The sequence below is a fragment of the Sphingomonas corticis genome (genome assembly GCF_012035195.1).
Taxonomy (GTDB): Bacteria; Pseudomonadota; Alphaproteobacteria; order Sphingomonadales; family Sphingomonadaceae; genus Sphingomonas; species Sphingomonas corticis.
Window position 1 is genome coordinate 230,082 of record NZ_JAAVJH010000002.1, and the last position, 14,947, is coordinate 245,028.

The window sequence follows — 14,947 nt, forward strand, 5'->3', positions numbered from 1 at the left end:
TCCTCTTTCCGGCGTAACATCTGTTATGCCGGGAAGAGGGTCAAGCGCTTTATCCTCCGGCCACGATGCGCACCGGCACCGATTTCGCCGCGGGAACGTGGCTCTCCTCGGCGTGGTGGGCGAGCGCGATCAGCGGGTTGCACTCGGGATAATAGCCGACGACGCAGCCGGGGGGCACGTCGTAGGCGACCGCCATCAACCCGGCCACGCGGCGGTCCATGTTGTCGTCGGCGTCGCCCGCCAGCGTCACCTTCTGCCCCTGCGTCACGCCCAGCGCGTCCATGTCGGCGCGGTTCATCAGCACCACCTGGCGCGTGCCGTTGATGCCGCGGAAGCGGTCGGAATAGCCGTAGACGGTCGTGTTGAACTGGTCGTTCGACCGCACCGTCAGCAACCGGAACCGCCCGCCCGCGTCGGCGAAGCCCGTCGCGTTCAGCACGTCGGGAATCACGAACTCCGCCTTGCCGGTCGGCGTGTCCCACTCGCGGTTCGCCGCCTTGTTGCCCTTCCAGAACCCGCCCGGCTCCTTCAATCGCTCGTTGAAGCGCGCGAAGAAGTGCGGAAACACCGCCGCGATCTCGTCGCGCACCAGCGCATAGTCGCCGACCCATTCATCCCACGGCACTGCGGGATTGGGCGGCAGCGTCGCCTTGGCGATGCCGGCGACGATCGCGGGCTCGGACAGCAGGTAGGGACTGGCGGGATCCACCTTGCCGACCGAGGGGTGGATGACGCTGGTGGAATCCTCCACCGTCACCATCTGCGCGCCCGCGGCCTGCAGGTCGCGCTCGATCCGGCCCAGACAGGGCAGCAGCCACGTCTCGCCCGCGGCGGGGATCAGATGGCTGCGGTTCAGCTTGGTCGCGATCTGCACGGAAAGGTCCAGCCCGGCCCAGCCCTCCTCCAGCAGCCGCGTCTCCGGCGCGGCGCGGACGAAATTGCCGCCCAGCGACACGAACGCCTTCACCGTGCCGTCGATCACGCCGCCGCACGCCTCCACCGTGTCGAGACCCTTCTGGGTCGGCGGCTCGAAGCCGTAGCGCTCCTTCAGCTTGTCGACGGGGGCGAGCTCGGTCTTCTCCGTGATGCCCACGGTGCGCTGGCCCTGCACGTTGCTGTGCCCGCGCACCGGGCAGGGCCCGGCACCCGGCTTGCCGATGTTGCCGCGCAGCAGCAGCAGGTTGACCAGCATGCGGACGTTGTCGACGCCCTTCACGTGCTGCGTCAGGCCCATGCCGTAGATCGCCATCGCCGCCTTCGCGCCGGCGTAGGTCTCCGCCGCCCGCTCGATCTCGGCGCGGGCCAGGCCCGATTCGCGCTCGATCTCGTCCCACCCCGTCGCGCGCGCCTTCGCGGCGAAGGCATCATAGTCGTGCGTGTGCTCGGCGATGAAGGCGGCGTCGACCCGATCGTGCTCGATCAGCCACTTGGCCATGCCCATCATCGCCGCCAGGTCGCCGCCCGCCTTCACCTGGAGATATTGCGTGGCGATCTGCGTCTCCTTGCCGGTCGCCATCTCGATCGGGTTCTGCGGATCGGTGAACCGTTCCAGCCCGCGCTCCTTCAGCGGGTTGAAGACGATGATCGGCACGTCGCGCTTGCGCACCGAGCGTAGCTGGTGGAGCATCCGCGGCGAGTTGGTGGCGACGTTCTGCCCGAAGTGCAGGATGCAGTCGGTGGTGTCGAAATCGTCCAGCCGCGTGGTGCCCACCGGCACGCCGATCGCGGCCTTCAGCCCGACCGACGTCGATTCGTGGCACATGTTCGAACTGTCGGGCAGGTTCTGGTTGCCGTACATCCGCGCCATCAGCTGGTAGAGGTACGACGTCTCCAGGCTGGCGCGGCCGGAGGCGTAGAAGACCACCTGCCGCGGGTCGTAGCCCTTCAGCTTCGCGCCGATCGCGGCGAACGCCTCGTCCCAGGTGGCGGTGACATATTTGTCCGTCGCGCGGTCGTAGCGCATCGGGTGGGTCAGCCGGCCCGCCTCCTCCAGCCGATAGTCGCTCCACTCGCGCAGCGCCGTCAGCGTGTGCGCGCGGAAGAAATCGGGGGTGACGCGCTGGCTGGTGATTTCCCACGCGGTCGCCTTCGCGCCGTTCTCGCAGAACTCCGCCGGGTGCGGCGGATGCGGCTTGGCCCAGGCGCAGCTGACGCAGGCGAAGCCGTCATGCTTGTTCTGCCGGAGCAGCTCCTTGCCCGTTTCGACCGGGTTCTTCTCGCGCGGGATGATGTCGGCGAGCGATTTCACCGATCCCCATCCGCCGGACGGACCGGGGTAGGGCGTGAAGTCGGGGCGATCGTCGTGCTGGGTGGCCATGCGCGTCAAACGTCCGTCGGGCTGAAAAGCACCGCATCGTCGCGCGCGAGGTGGACCAGCGCCAGCCCCGCCTGTCGCGCGCGCGCGACGGCAAGGTCGGTGGCGGCGGAAACGGTGACCAGCATCGGGCAACGCGCCAGCGCCGCCTTCTCGACCAGTTCGTAGGAGCAGCGCGAGGAGAGGAGGGCAAAGCCGCCGTCCCAGCCGAGCCCCTGCCGCGCCATCGCGCCGATCACCTTGTCGAAGGCATTGTGCCGGCCGACGTCCTCCCGCGCCAGCCGGACGGTGCCGTCCGCGGCGCACAGCAGCGCGGCGTGTGCGGCCCCGGTGGCGCGGGTCAGCGGCTGGTGCGCGCGCATCGCCCCCAGCGCGCGGAAGATCGCGGGAGGATCGACGCGGGCGGGGGGCACGCGCGGCAGCGGTCGATGGACCGCGTCGAGATTGTCCATGCCGCACAGCCCGCACGAACTGTCAGACGTCCGCCGCCGCGCACGGGCCGCGATCGCCGCGGCGCGGTCCGGCCCGACGGTGAGCCGCGCGATCGTGCCTTGCGGCGTTTCGTGCAGGTCGAGCGCGATCAGGTCCGCCGCGTGATCGACGATGCGTTCGGCCAACGCGAAGCCCGTAACGAAATCCTGGAGGTCCGCCGGGGTCGCCATCATCACCGCATGGCCGATCCCGTTCACTTCGATGGCGATCGGTGATTCGCCGATCAGGTCGCGGTCGACTTCGGTGATGGCGCCGTCGGCGGCGAGGCGGTGGAAACGCGGCATGGCTATGCTTGTGGGCTGCTCCGCACGCAACGTCACTCCCCTGTCATGCCGCGCTTGTCACGGCATCCACCGCCACCGTACCGACCGATGGAGCGGCGTAAATTTGCACCATAACAATCGTTATGCCACGATCGGCCGCGAAGAGGAGAGGACGATGGGCGAGACGCTGACGATCGAGCGGCGCGGCGAGGTCGACTGGGTGACGATGAACCGGCCCGACCGGCTCAACGCGCTGGACGACGCGATGGTGGAGGAGCTGTCCTCCTATTTCGGTGCCCTGGCGACCGACCGCGACGTGCGCGTCGTCGTATTGCGCGGCGCGAGCCGCGCCTATTGCGCGGGGCTGGACCTGAAGGCGGGTGGAGGGCGCGAGGGGTGGGACACGATCGACCGGCTCCGCCACCAGCGCAGCATCGCGGAGCTCGTGATGCGGATGCGCTACGCCCCGCAGCCGATCGTCAGCCTGGTCCACGGCCCGGCGTGCGGCGGCGGCTTCGCGATGGCGCTGGCGAGCGACATTCGCATCGCCGGGGAGAGCGCGCGAATGAACGCGGCTTTCGTGCGCATCGGCCTCAGCGCCTGCGACATCGGCGTCAGCTACTTCCTGCCGCGACTGGTGGGCGCCAGCCTCGCCGCCGAGCTGATGCTGACCGGCGACTTCATCGACGCGCCCCGCGCGCTCGCCTGCGGGCTGGTGAGCCGGGTGGTCGCCGACGACGCGCTGGAGGCCGCGGCCGGGCCGCTGATCGACCGGATGCTGACCACGGCGCCGCTCGGCCTCAGGCTGACCAAGGAATGCCTGCGGATGAGCCTGGACGCGCCCAGCCTGGAGGCGGCGATCGCGATGGAGGACCGCAATCAGATCCTCGCCGCCACCTCGCCCGATTTCGGCGAGGGCATCGCCGCCTTCCTGGAGAAGCGGCGGCCCGACTATGCGGGAACGCGCGCATGAACGGGCTGGCGGGACGGGTCGCGCTCGTCACCGGAGCCTCCCGCGGGATCGGCCGCGCCATCGCGCTGCGGCTGGCGGCGGACGGTGCCGACGTGGCGGTCAACTATCGCCGCGACGCCGACGCGGCGGCGGAGACGGTAACCGCGGTGGAGGCGGCGGGACGAAGGGCGCGCGCCTATGCCGCCTCGGTGGACGACGCGCAGGCGGTGGCGGCGATGGTGGACGCGGTGATCGCCGACTTCAGCGGCGTCGACATCCTGGTCAACAATGCCGGCATCGCCAGTCGGGGCCGTGCGGTGGCAGACACGGATGCCGCGGAGCTGGAGCGCGTGATCCGCACCCACGCGCTGGCGCCGCACCAATTGTCGCGGCTGGTGCTGCCGTCGATGCGCGCGCGGGCACGAGACACGGGGCGCGGCGACATCGTGATGATCTCCTCGGTCGCGACGCTGCGCCACGCCGCCAACGGCGCGCCCTACAACATGGGCAAGGCGGCGCTGGAGGCGCTGGCACTGACGCTGGCGAAGGAGGAGCGCCGGCACGGCATCCGCACCAACATCGTCGCGCCGGGGCTGACCGTTACCGATATGGGCGAGCGGCTGGCGAAGGCCACGATGGGCGTCGGCGACATCGCCGAACTGGACGCCCGCTCGCCGTTCGGTCGCGTCTCGACGCCGGAGGACGTGGCGGCGGCGGTGGCGTATCTCGTCTCCGCCGACGCGGCATACGTGAACGGGCAGAAGATCAATCTGGACGGGGGCGGGTAAAGGAAACACACGGCTTTCGACAGGCTCGGCCCGAACGGGAGAGGGGCGCTCGGTGCGCGTTCACGCTGAGCTTGTCGAAGCGCCCTCGTTATTCGCCGCCTCAATCGATGCGATAGTGGATCGGTTTGAAGCTGCCCCCGTTCGACGCGGGGGCGGAACAGGCGGTGAGGCCGATGACGAGGTCCATGCGCGCCTCGAACGTGATGTGGTCGCCCGCGGCGCTGGTCGGCGGCAGCACCTCCAGCTTGCCGCTCGCGCCGTCCACCGGCACGTTCATGAAGCAGTTGAACGCGACGGGAATCATGTCCTCGGTCACGCCCCAGGGCGCCAGCGCCTCGGCCAGGTTGCCGAAGCAGCCGCGGTGCGGCGGCAGGTCGGGATAGAAATGATGGAACGTGTCGTAGGAGCAGGGCGTCAGCAGGAAATCGTGCCGGCCCACCGTATCCTCGACGATCTCCAGCATCGGCCGCGAGCGGTTGGAATAGAGGAGGTGGCCCGTCGTCAGCCGGATCGTCTCCGCATAGTCGAGCGTGCGGCCCGACGAGATCACCTCGCGCACGTCGTCGCGGCTGTACGCGAGCAGGTCGGACACCTGGCAGCCGCGCGGGTCGATCACCGTCAGCCGGCGGCCGGCGTCCAGCGTGAACCCCGCCCCGCTGCGGACCGGGATCTCGTGCACCTCACCCATCGGCGCGTTCTTCCGCGCCGGTGTAGTGGAACGGGCAGCGCCAGGCGCCGTCCACCGCGCGGCCGCTGTACTGCCGCGCCTCGCTCGCCTCACCGTGGCGCGCCAGCATCGGATTGCGGCTGCCGGCGACCGCCTCATCGCGCACCATGATCGCCTCGCGCATCGTCTCGTAGCGCCCGTCGGCGCGCAGCGTCTCGAACTGATCGTGCAGGTTGAAGACCATCGTCGGCCGAGCGAAGCGGCGCGCGGGGCGCGAGGCGTGCGGGTGCAGGCCGACGACGAAGAACGCTTCGCCGCCGAAGCTGAGCGAGAAATGCGGGCTGTCCGGATCGGCGCTGACGCGGCTGTCATAGCTCTGTCCGCGCCACACGTCCTTGTCGGAGAGCGACTGCAACCGCCGCCACAGCGCCGCCTCGAACGCCGCCTCGTCCAGCGTGTCCGGCCCCGCGAACACGACCGCCAGGCTGCGGAACAGCGACGGCGCGGCGCGATAGTCGGCGGCGAACTTCATCAGCGCGTCGTGAATGCGCACATCGTCCCACGCGCTGTCCACGCGATCGCACGCGAGTACCGCCAGCGTGCCCTTGCCCAGCGCCGCCTTCGCGCCGACGCAGGGAAAGTCGCGCGCGGCGACGTGGGACGTCAGCGCCGATTCCAGGCTGTGCTGGTCGGCGTGGGTCCAGGGGAACAGCGGGGTGGCGGGAGAGGGCATAGGGGCCGTCGATACGGCCCGGCAGGATGAATCGTTCCGCACAAACAGGCTGATACGGATCAACCGGGATCAACCGCAGGCGCTAACGTGGGTGAGCGGCGCCCGCTTCGTCGACGATCGCATGGGGCACGTAGCGCGCGAGGTCGCGCGTGATCGGGCCGTCGTCCTCGCGCACCGACAGCGCCACCGGGTCGTCGCCGACGATCCACGATCCCACCACGGCGTGGAGGCCGCCGAAGACCGGCAGCGGCGCGAACGCCTGCACGATGTGGCCTTCCTCGCCGTATCCGCCCGCCGGCCCATGCGCGCTGTCCGCGCCGGCGACCAGTTCCACGTCCCAGCCCTCGCGCGAGAACAGGGGCTTGCGCACGTGGCGGGAGCCGATCGATGCCAGCCCGGCGGGATCGTCGGCGAAGGCGGCGGGGAGCAGATTGGGATGGCCCGGGTGACGTTGCCACAGCAGCGGCAGGATGCCCTTGTTGCTGAGGATCGCCTTCCACGCCGGTTCGAGGAACAGCGTCGCCGATCCGGGAAGGTGGCGGGCATAGGGCTCGCGCAGCATGTCCTCCCACGGGTAGAGCTTGAACAGCGCGGCGATCAGCACCGCCTCCTCGTCCACGAAGCGGCCGTCGGCGTCGACGCCGATCCGGTCGACCGCGACGAACGCGGGGTCCAGCTTCGCCTGACGCGCCACGTCCTCCAGATAGCGGACGGTCTGCCGGTCCTCGACATGGGCAGCGTCGCTGGCGAAATGGACGAGGCTGCCGGGGGTGAACAGCGCGGCGAAGCGGTCGCGCAGCGCGTCGTGCAGGCGGTTGTACTGGTCGGCGTCCGCGGGAAGGTCGCCCGCGGCGATGCGGTCTTCCAGCCACTGCCACTGGAACAGGGCAGTCTCGAAGATGCTGGTCGGCGTGTCGGCGTTGTATTCCAGCAGCTTCGCGGGGCCCGTACCGTCGAACGCGAAGTCGAACCGGCCGTAGAGCGACGGTGCGCCTGCCCGCCACGACGCAGCGACGAGGTCGCGCATCGCGTCGGGAATGGCGAGCCGCGCCATCAGCGCCTCGCTGCCCACCGCCTCCTCGACGAGCGCGAGGCACATCTGGTGAAGCTCCGCGCTCGGTGCCTCGATCCCCTGCTCCACCTCGTCCAGGGTGAAGCGGTAGTATGCCGCCTCCTCCCAGTATTTCTGTCCGTCCTGGTGGTGAAAGGTGAAGCCCATGTCCCGGGCGACGTCCTGCCAGTCGGCGCGGGGGGCGAGGGGGAGGCGGATCATCGGAGCCAAAGCCCGTTCGTGCTGAGGAGCCGCTGAGCCTGTCGAAGCGGTGTCTCGAAGCAGCGGCACGTCGAGACGGGCCTGCGGCCCTCCTCCGTGCGAACGGGGAAGAAGGTGGTGGGCATCAGTCCCGCTGGTCGGTCAGCTTGCGCGGCTCCTGCGCGGGCGGCGCGGCGAGCCGGGCGAGGATGTCGTCGGCGCTGGACGATCCCGGCAGCAGCCCGGCGTCGCGCAGCTTGGCGTCGAGGTCGGCGCCGGTGCGCATGTCCTCCAGCTCCGCGGCGGCGCGGAACTTCTCCTCGCGCACCGCCTGCCGCTCCTTCAGGCGGGCGAGGCTGTCGGCGGCGGAGCCCAGCTGCGACATCGCGCCGCCCTGGCTGCTCGCCACCGCGGCCTGCGCCTTCTGCACGCTCTCGTTGGCGCGCACCACGTCCACCTCGCGGCGCAGCGCCTCGATCTTGCCGTCGCTCTGCTTGATGATGCCGCGCATCCGGTCCTCGGCGGCGCGCATGTCGGCGATCTGCGGATCCTTGGCGGTGACGTCCGCCTCGATCGCGGCCAGCCGCTCGGCCACCTGCCGCGCGAGGTCCATGTCGCCGCGCTGCATCGCCGCGCGGGCGGACGCCTCGTAGCGGGTGCGCTGCTCGACCAGGCCCTCCACTTCCTTCTCGATCATCCGCCGCCGCGCCGTCAGCGTGGCAAGGTCGTCGCGCGCCTTGCCCTGCGCGGTGCCGGCGTCGCGGATCTGCTGGTCCAGGATCGTCAGCGCCTTCGCGTCGGCGATCGACTGCCCCGCCTCGTGCGCGGTGCCGCGGACCAGGGTGACGAGCTGCTTCCACATCGACATATTTGGCTCCTCAGGCCGCGAATTCGGCGCGCAGGTCGGACGCGGCGTCGATGGCGTTCTGCGCCAGCACCGTCAGCTCGATCTCCACCGCGCGCAGCGGCGATTCGATCGACAGTTCGCCGATCAGTTCGTACCAGTCGCGGCCGTCCACCTCGGTGATCGCGAAATTGCTGAGCGGGACCAGCTTCTGCGCCTTCAGGAGGAAGCGGTTGAACGCGTCCGCGTCCGCCTGCTCGTCCACCGGCCACAGCAGCGTCGAACAGACGATCTGCTCCCCCGCCACGCTGAGGAAGATGGAAAGGTCGCCGTGCGCGTGCATGGTGACGCGCAGCACGGGATCGGCGGCGGCGATCCGCTCCACGCTGATCTCGCCCGCGCGATCGCCCCCGGATAGCGCATCGGCCAGCGCCGCCGTGGTCCAGGCCCGTGGTATCGCGTCGCTCACCGCTCGTCCTCTCGTTGCTCCGGCCGCTCCTTAGCGGAGGTGGGGAAAGGCGGAAAGATGCTCGCCGCTACCGCGCGCGGCGGAACGCCCAGGAGAGGCTCGCTCCGCCCGCCGCGGCGGTGCCGGCGACCACGATCTGCTGCGTCGGCACGAAGCGGCCCTCGCCGTCGATCCACACGCTCTCCTCCACCGCCAGCGTCTCCGCGCGGGTGCGGAACTGCCAGATCGCGCCCGACGGGGTACGCAGGATCGCCGCCTGCCCGTCGGCGGTGCGCACCGCCTCCACCCCGGCGCCCAGGTGAAAGCGCAGCGCGAACGGCGTCGCTCGCTCGACGCGGCGCGCGCGGCCGGTGGGCAGCAGCGCGTCCTCGCCGCGCAGCTCGCGCCCGTCGGCGGTCAACACCAGCTGGCGGCGGTGGGTGAAGCCGAAGCGGCGGGCGTAGCCGTCGTGGCTCGCCTCGATCCGGCTGGCGACGTCGCTCTCCTGCCGTGCCAGCTCCACGCCCGAGACGCCGCGGCCGAGCGAGCCGTCGGCGTGGATCGCCGTGGAGTTCGTGTCGGCCACCACCAGCGTCGAATGCGCCGCGGTGGAGCGCAAACCGCGCGCGAAGGCGGCGGGAACGGGCGTCGCCGCCGCCCGCGCGCCGCCGCAATTGACGACCAGCCGGTCCGGCCCCTCGGCATATTCGAACGCCAGCGTGGAGGCGCAGCCGCCGCCCTGGCCGCCGCCGTCGCGGACCGGGGCGGCGGGGGGCGGCGCGGCGTCGACCACCACCACCGCGCGCCCGCCGATCAGCCGCTGATAGCCCCAACCCTTCGCCTGGCGCAGCGGGCGCGGGTGCAGGCCGGCGGCGTCGAGCACGTCCGACAATCGCTCCGACGGCGTCGGCCCGCCGCCCTGCCAGCTCGACAGCGCCCCGTCGCTCATCACCGTGCCCGCCAGTGCGGCGCCCATCCGCACCAGCGTCGCGCCGACCTCCTCCGGCAGGTCGCGGCGGCGCGTCTGGTAGCAGGCGCGCAGCATCGCCAGCAGCGCGATGGCCTCCACCAGCGCGGCCGGGGAGCGGCTGGCGATGCCGCCGTCCTCGCCGATCGTCGCCGCCAGCGCGCGCGCCAGCCCGCCCTCGCCATAGGCCAGCCGCGCCTCGCCGCCGGGCAGCAGCAGCCCGGCGGTGACGACGCCGCACCACGCCGCCAGCCGCTCCGGCCCCGCCCCCGCCTTGTCCGCGGCGCGATCGAGGTGACGGGCGGTGCGCGCGATGGCGTTCAGCACGCGGCTGCGGAAGACGATGTCGCCCGAGGACAGGATCAGCGGCGCGTAGCAGGCGATCATCGTCAGCCGCCGTGCCGCAATTTCCGGCCGCCAGGCGGGATCGCGCACGCGCTCGCCATGCGCGTCGAGCCAACGCGCGGTCAGCGCCTCCGCCACCGGCACGGCCCGCGCGCGGTCTCGCGTGGCGGCGAGGTTGCGCAGCCAGGTGAAGCCGTGGAGGTGATCGAGCAGCGCCTCGCCGTGCCTCGTCGACCCCAGGTCGAGCGTCGCGACCTCGTACGCGCTACCCCCTGCCAGCAGCGTGCCGTCGAGCAGCGCCAGCCCCGCGTCGGCATCGCCCGGCAGCGGGTCGACCGGAACGGCCAGCAGGCGCAGCGGATGCCGCCCCTTCAGCCGCATGTCGTGGAGCGGGGTGCGCCAGGTCAGCCGTTCGAGATACTGGCCGAGCCGCTGACTGAGCGACTGCGCCGCGGCGGGATCGGCACGGACGAGGCGGCGACCGCTCTCGATCCCGTCCGCCGTCTTCTCCTCGCCGCCGTCCCCCGCCATCAGCCGCGCAGGCCTGCGATGTTGGCGGCGTAGCAGTCCGGCCCGCCGCGGAAGGTGGCGGTGCCCGCGACCAGCGCGTCCGCCCCCGCGTCGATCGCCGCCCGGGCGGTGGTGGCGTCGATGCCGCCGTCCACCTCCAGGTCGATGGCGCGGCCGGTGGCGTCGATCATCCTGCGGATGGCGGCGATCTTCCTCAGCTGGCTGTCGAGGAAATGCTGCCCGCCGAAGCCGGGATTGACGCTCATGACCAGCACCAGGTCGACCATGTCGATCAGGTAATCGAGCATCTTCGCCGGCGTGGCCGGGTTCAGCACGACGCCGGCGCGCTTGCCCAGCGACTTGATGTGCTGGATCGAGCGGTGCACGTGCGGCCCCGCCTCGGGATGGACGGTGATCGTGTCCGCCCCCGCCTCGGCGAAGGCGTCGAGATAGGCGTCCACGGGGGAGATCATCAGGTGAACGTCGAACGGCTTGTCCGTGTGCGGACGCAGCGCCTTCACCACCGCCGGGCCGATGGTGATGTTGGGCACGAAGTGGCCGTCCATCACGTCGATGTGGATCCAGTCCGCGCCCGCGGCGTCGATCGCGCGCACCTCCTCGCCCAGCTTGGCGAAATCGGCGGACAGGATCGACGGGGCGATACGGACGGGATGGGACATGGACGCGACCGTTAGCGCGCGTTCACGCCTTGCGGAAGCGCGCGATGAAGAAGCCGTCGCATCCGCCCGCCGCAGCCAGCGTCCCGGGCAGGGTGCGCACGAAGCCCTCCGCGGTCGGTGCGATGCCGGCGGGCAGTTCCTCCTCGCGCGCGGGCGCGACGGCGAAGTCGTCGTGGTCGCTGAGGAACCGCGCCGCCTGCTCCTCGCCCTCGGCAGGTTCCAGCGAGCAGGTGGCGTAGACCAGCGTGCCGCCCGGCTTCACCCATGCCGCGGCGCGGTCGAGGATGCGCGTTTGCAGCGCGGCCATCTCCTCCACCACCCGCGGGTGCGCGCGATAGAGGACGTCGGGATGGCGGCGGAAGATGCCGGTGGCGCTGCACGGCGCGTCGACCAGCACGCCGTCGGCCGGCGCGGGCGGCGACCAGTCGAGCACGTCGGCGACCGCCACGTCGAAGGCGAGGCGCGTCCGCTCGCGGTTCTCGAAAAGTCGCGCGGCGCGACTTTTCGATGCGTCGATCGCCGTGACGCGGTGGCCCGCGGCGGCGAGCTGGAGCGTCTTGCCGCCCGGCGCCGCGCACAGGTCCAGCACGTCGCCCGCGGGCAGGGGCAGCAGCCGCGCGGGCAGCGACGCGGCGAGGTCCTGCACCCACCACGCGCCCTCGGCATAGCCGGGCAGCTCCGCGATCGGCGCGGGATCGACGAGGCGGACGTGGCCGCGGGCGAGACTGGTGCCGCCCAGCCGCTCCGCCCAGCCCGCCGTCTCCGCCGGGTCGCGCAGCGTCAGGTCGACCGGCGGCGGCGCGGCGATGGCGCGGGCGGCACCGGCCACCGCCTCCTCGCCCCATGCCGCCTGCCAGCGCTCCGCCACGGCGGCCGGAAGGGCGGGCAACTCCGGCAGGGTCGCGCCGCCGCGGACCAGCGTGCCGAACACGCCGTGGACCAGCCGCTTCGGCCCGCCGTCCACCAGCGGCAGGACGGTGGCGATGGCGGCGTGCGGCGGCGTGCCGAGCGCCAGCACCTGCACCAGCGCGACGCGCAGCGCCGATCGCGCCTTGACGTCGTCCGCCAGCCGGTTGCGCGTCGCCGAATCGATCAGCGCGTCGAGATCGGTCAGCCGGCGCAGCGTCTCCGCCGCGATGGCGTGCGCAAGCCCGCGGTCCGGCCCGCCGGGCAGCGCGCGCGTCGCCTGCGCCAGCGCGGCCTCCAGCGGCTCGCCGCGCCGCAGCACGGCGTCCAGCAGCCGGAGCGCGGCACGGCGCGCGGCGGTGCCGAGCGGTTCGGGCGGATTGCGAAGGGCCATGCCCGCGCCTACCTGTTTTGACCTTGCAGGAGCAATCCCATGGGCAAGCGCCCCGACCACGTCACCCCGCCCGACTATCTGACGCCGAACACGCCCGTGCCCGAACCCGCGGAAGGCACGCGGCAGCAGGACGACCCGCTCGGCCGCGACCCGGTGCGCTTCGGCGACTGGGAACTGAAGGGCGTGGCGGTCGATTTCTGAGCCGCGCTCGATGGGGTGCGCGGGTCACTCCCCTCGCAGCGGTCGTGCCAGCAGGTCGCCGATCACCGTCTCCACCGCCGCGCCGTCCAGCAGGCGGCACACCGCGTCCGTGATCGGCATGTCGACGCCCGCCGCCGCCGCGACCTCGCGCAGCACGGGGGCGGTGAAGGCGCCCTCCGCCACGGTGCGGCGGTTCGCCATCAGGTCCGCCGCCGCCTCGCCGCGACCGATGCCGGCGCCCAACGAGAAGTTGCGCGAGGCGGTGGAGGAGCAGGTGAGGACGAGGTCGCCGAGACCCGACAGCCCCGCCAGCGTCTCCGCGCGCGCGCCCTTGGCGAGGCCGAACCGCGTCATCTCGGCGAAACCGCGCGCGATCAGCGCGGCGCGCGCATTCTGGCCCAGCCCCGCGCCCTCGACGACGCCGCAGGCGATCGCGAGCACGTTCTTCACCGCGCCGCCGATCTCCGCGCCGACCACGTCGGTGGCGGCATAGGGCCGGAACGCGCGGTTCGCGAGCCGGGCGGCCAGCGCGTCGCGCAGCGCCGCGTCCTCGCAGGCGAGCGTGACGGCGGTGGGCAGGCCCTTCGCCACTTCGTGCGCGAAGGTGGGGCCGGAGAGGACCGCGATCGGCGCGGCCGGGCAGGCGGCGCGCGCCACCTCGCCCACCAGCCGGCCGGTGCCCGCCTCGATCCCCTTGGCGCACAGCACCAGCGGCGTGGCGCCGACCGGCGCCTCCGCCAGCACGCGGCCGACATGCTGCGCCGGCGCGACCACCAGCAGCGCGTCGCAGGCGGAAAGGTCGGCGAGGTCGCCGGTGGCGCGGATCGACGCGGAGAGCGACACGCCGGGCAGGAATGCGTGGTTGACGTGATCGGCGTTGACGCCGTCGACCACCTCCGCCTCGCGCGCCCACAACGTGACGGGCTGCCCCCCGTCCGCGGCCACCTGCGCCAGCGCGGTGCCCCAGGCGCCGCCGCCGATCACGCCGATCCTCATGCCTTCACTCCCGCCCCGCGCACCGCCTCCGCCGAGGGGTCGAGTGGCCAGCGCGGGCGCGCCGGCGTGTCGAGCGGATCGGTGAGGCCCGCCGCGAACCGCTCCGCGCCGGCCCAGGCAATCATCGCCGCGTTGTCGGTGCACAGCCACAGCGGCGGCGCGATGAAGGGCAGGCCGTGCCGCGCCGCCAGCGCCTGCAGCGCGGCGCGCACCGCGCCGTTGGCCGCGACCCCGCCGGCGACGACGAGCGCGGTCGCGCCGTGGCTGCGCTGCAGCGCGCGCTCGGTGCGGTCGAGCAGGCAGTCGACCACCGCCGCCTGGAACGAGGCGGCGAGGTCCGCCGCCGCATGGTCGGGCGCGGCGCGCATGACGGCGGCCTTCAGCCCGGCGAAGGAGAAATGCGGCTCCTTCGATCCCTTCAGCGGACGCGGCAGCGGCACCGCGCGCGGATCGCCCAGCGCCGCGGCACGCTCCACCGCCGGACCGCCGGGGAAGCCCAGCTTCAGCACCTTGGCAGTCTTGTCGAACGCCTCGCCAGCGGCATCGTCGATCGTCGTCGCCAGTCGGCGATAGGCGCCGACCCCTTCGACCAGCAGCAACTGGCAATGCCCGCCGGAGACGAGCAGCAGCAGATAGGGGAAATGGAGGTCCGGCTCGGTCAGCCGGGGGCTCAGCGCATGACCCTCCAGATGGTTGACCGCCACGAACGGCTTGCCCGCGGCGTGCGCCAGCGCCTTGCCGGTGACCAGCCCCACCATCACCCCGCCGATCAGCCCCGGCCCCGCGGTGGCGGCGACCGCGTCGACCTCGGCCAGCGCCACCCCCGCATCCGCCAGCGCGCCCGCGACCAGCGGCTCCAGCGCCTCGACGTGCGCCCGCGCCGCGATCTCCGGCACGACGCCGCCATAGGGCCGGTGCGCCGCTTCCTGTCCGGCGAGGCGATGCGCCAGCACCTGCCGGTCGCCGGTGACGAGCGCGGCGGCAGTCTCGTCGCAGGAGGATTCGAGGCCCAGGATCAGCATGGCGGCTATGTAGGGGGTCGGCGGGGGGGGCGTCGAGGGGGGCTCGCGGCAGAGGGTGGAGTTCACGCGAAGGCGCGAAGAGGAAGCATGAAGGTTTGTTCGCGCGGAGGCGCGGAGGCGCGGAGGCGCAGAGAGGGCGCCTGCGGTGCCCGTCTCGCGTCAGCGAGACCTTC

The 14,947-nt window shown here is 72.3% G+C and carries 15 protein-coding genes; 3 read left to right on the forward strand and 12 right to left on the reverse strand.

What is annotated here, in order from left to right; all coding sequences use genetic code 11:
• Nucleotides 1-49: 49 nt before the first annotated feature.
• Together HBH26_RS03835 and fdhD are read right to left on the reverse strand one after the other, a co-directional pair.
• A complete protein-coding gene (locus HBH26_RS03835) occupies nt 50-2,317 on the reverse strand; it encodes an FdhF/YdeP family oxidoreductase (RefSeq protein ID WP_168133275.1) in 2,268 nt (755 codons plus the stop codon).
• A gap of 5 nt (nt 2,318-2,322) precedes the next feature.
• Complete coding sequence (fdhD, locus tag HBH26_RS03840) at nt 2,323-3,090, reverse strand: formate dehydrogenase accessory sulfurtransferase FdhD (protein ID WP_168133276.1); 768 nt, start codon at nt 3,088-3,090, stop codon at nt 2,323-2,325.
• 154 nt (nt 3,091-3,244) lie between these two features.
• Here fdhD and HBH26_RS03845 point away from each other — a divergent pair, with 154 nt between their 5' ends.
• Nucleotides 3,245-4,042, forward strand: a complete 798-nt coding sequence (locus HBH26_RS03845) for an enoyl-CoA hydratase/isomerase family protein (protein ID WP_168133277.1) — start codon at nt 3,245-3,247, stop codon at nt 4,040-4,042.
• Nucleotides 4,039-4,809, forward strand: coding sequence for an SDR family NAD(P)-dependent oxidoreductase (locus HBH26_RS03850; RefSeq protein WP_168133278.1), 771 nt, complete (start codon nt 4,039-4,041; stop codon nt 4,807-4,809). The genes HBH26_RS03845 and HBH26_RS03850 overlap by 4 nt, the downstream gene beginning before the upstream one ends.
• A gap of 100 nt (nt 4,810-4,909) precedes the next feature.
• On the opposite strand, the gene HBH26_RS03855 is transcribed toward HBH26_RS03850, so the two are convergent.
• From HBH26_RS03855 to HBH26_RS03890, 8 genes are all read right to left on the reverse strand, one after another.
• Entirely contained in the window at nt 4,910-5,497 is a 588-nt protein-coding gene (locus HBH26_RS03855) for a DUF1989 domain-containing protein (RefSeq protein WP_168133279.1), read from the reverse strand.
• Entirely contained in the window at nt 5,490-6,209 is a 720-nt protein-coding gene (gene gntA, locus HBH26_RS03860; protein ID WP_168133280.1) for a guanitoxin biosynthesis heme-dependent pre-guanitoxin N-hydroxylase GntA, read from the reverse strand. Before gntA ends, HBH26_RS03855 begins: the two co-directional genes overlap by 8 nt.
• A gap of 82 nt (nt 6,210-6,291) precedes the next feature.
• On the reverse strand, nt 6,292-7,482 hold the full coding sequence (locus HBH26_RS03865; protein ID WP_168133281.1) for a glutathionylspermidine synthase family protein: 1,191 nt from the start codon (nt 7,480-7,482) through the stop codon (nt 6,292-6,294).
• Nucleotides 7,483-7,606: 124 nt separating this feature from the next.
• Nucleotides 7,607-8,329 carry a PspA/IM30 family protein gene (locus HBH26_RS03870; RefSeq protein WP_168133282.1) on the reverse strand — a complete coding sequence of 241 codons (723 nt, stop codon included), beginning with the start codon at nt 8,327-8,329 and terminating at the stop codon, nt 7,607-7,609.
• A 10-nt stretch (nt 8,330-8,339) separates the two neighbouring features.
• A complete protein-coding gene (locus tag HBH26_RS03875; RefSeq protein ID WP_338057228.1) occupies nt 8,340-8,774 on the reverse strand; it encodes a YjfI family protein in 435 nt (144 codons plus the stop codon).
• A 67-nt stretch (nt 8,775-8,841) separates the two neighbouring features.
• Nucleotides 8,842-10,596 carry a heparinase II/III family protein gene (locus HBH26_RS03880; protein WP_168133283.1) on the reverse strand — a complete coding sequence of 585 codons (1,755 nt, stop codon included), beginning with the start codon at nt 10,594-10,596 and terminating at the stop codon, nt 8,842-8,844.
• Nucleotides 10,596-11,255, reverse strand: coding sequence for a ribulose-phosphate 3-epimerase (gene rpe / locus HBH26_RS03885; protein ID WP_168133284.1), 660 nt, complete (start codon nt 11,253-11,255; stop codon nt 10,596-10,598). Before rpe ends, HBH26_RS03880 begins: the two co-directional genes overlap by 1 nt.
• A 22-nt stretch (nt 11,256-11,277) precedes the next feature.
• On the reverse strand, nt 11,278-12,555 hold the full coding sequence (locus HBH26_RS03890; protein ID WP_168133285.1) for an RsmB/NOP family class I SAM-dependent RNA methyltransferase: 1,278 nt from the start codon (nt 12,553-12,555) through the stop codon (nt 11,278-11,280).
• 39 nt (nt 12,556-12,594) lie between these two features.
• Between HBH26_RS03890 and HBH26_RS03895 the strand changes: the two genes are divergently transcribed.
• Entirely contained in the window at nt 12,595-12,756 is a 162-nt protein-coding gene (locus HBH26_RS03895) for a DUF1674 domain-containing protein (protein WP_168133286.1), read from the forward strand.
• Between the two features lie 24 nt (nt 12,757-12,780).
• Here HBH26_RS03895 and HBH26_RS03900 read toward each other — a convergent pair whose 3' ends face one another.
• Nucleotides 12,781-13,752: an NAD(P)H-dependent glycerol-3-phosphate dehydrogenase gene (locus HBH26_RS03900; RefSeq protein WP_168133287.1), complete on the reverse strand. Its 972-nt coding sequence runs from the start codon at nt 13,750-13,752 to the stop codon at nt 12,781-12,783.
• Entirely contained in the window at nt 13,749-14,774 is a 1,026-nt protein-coding gene (gene tsaD / locus HBH26_RS03905; protein ID WP_168133288.1) for a tRNA (adenosine(37)-N6)-threonylcarbamoyltransferase complex transferase subunit TsaD, read from the reverse strand. Before tsaD ends, HBH26_RS03900 begins: the two co-directional genes overlap by 4 nt.
• Nucleotides 14,775-14,947 lie beyond the last annotated feature (173 nt).

Coding starts and splice junctions, on each gene's coding strand:
- rpe (WP_168133284.1), bottom strand. CDS start 11,255: ATGTCCCATCCCGTCCGTATCGCCCCGTCGATCCTGTCCGCCGATTTC.
- HBH26_RS03850 (WP_168133278.1), top strand. CDS start 4,039: ATGAACGGGCTGGCGGGACGGGTCGCGCTCGTCACCGGAGCCTCCCGC.
- HBH26_RS03895 (WP_168133286.1), top strand. CDS start 12,595: ATGGGCAAGCGCCCCGACCACGTCACCCCGCCCGACTATCTGACGCCG.
- fdhD (WP_168133276.1), bottom strand. CDS start 3,090: ATGCCGCGTTTCCACCGCCTCGCCGCCGACGGCGCCATCACCGAAGTC.
- gntA (WP_168133280.1), bottom strand. CDS start 6,209: ATGCCCTCTCCCGCCACCCCGCTGTTCCCCTGGACCCACGCCGACCAG.
- HBH26_RS03890 (WP_168133285.1), bottom strand. CDS start 12,555: ATGGCCCTTCGCAATCCGCCCGAACCGCTCGGCACCGCCGCGCGCCGT.
- HBH26_RS03870 (WP_168133282.1), bottom strand. CDS start 8,329: ATGTCGATGTGGAAGCAGCTCGTCACCCTGGTCCGCGGCACCGCGCAC.
- tsaD (WP_168133288.1), bottom strand. CDS start 14,774: ATGCTGATCCTGGGCCTCGAATCCTCCTGCGACGAGACTGCCGCCGCG.
- HBH26_RS03880 (WP_168133283.1), bottom strand. CDS start 10,596: ATGGCGGGGGACGGCGGCGAGGAGAAGACGGCGGACGGGATCGAGAGC.
- HBH26_RS03835 (WP_168133275.1), bottom strand. CDS start 2,317: ATGGCCACCCAGCACGACGATCGCCCCGACTTCACGCCCTACCCCGGT.
- HBH26_RS03845 (WP_168133277.1), top strand. CDS start 3,245: ATGGGCGAGACGCTGACGATCGAGCGGCGCGGCGAGGTCGACTGGGTG.
- HBH26_RS03855 (WP_168133279.1), bottom strand. CDS start 5,497: ATGGGTGAGGTGCACGAGATCCCGGTCCGCAGCGGGGCGGGGTTCACG.
- HBH26_RS03865 (WP_168133281.1), bottom strand. CDS start 7,482: ATGATCCGCCTCCCCCTCGCCCCCCGCGCCGACTGGCAGGACGTCGCC.
- HBH26_RS03900 (WP_168133287.1), bottom strand. CDS start 13,752: ATGAGGATCGGCGTGATCGGCGGCGGCGCCTGGGGCACCGCGCTGGCG.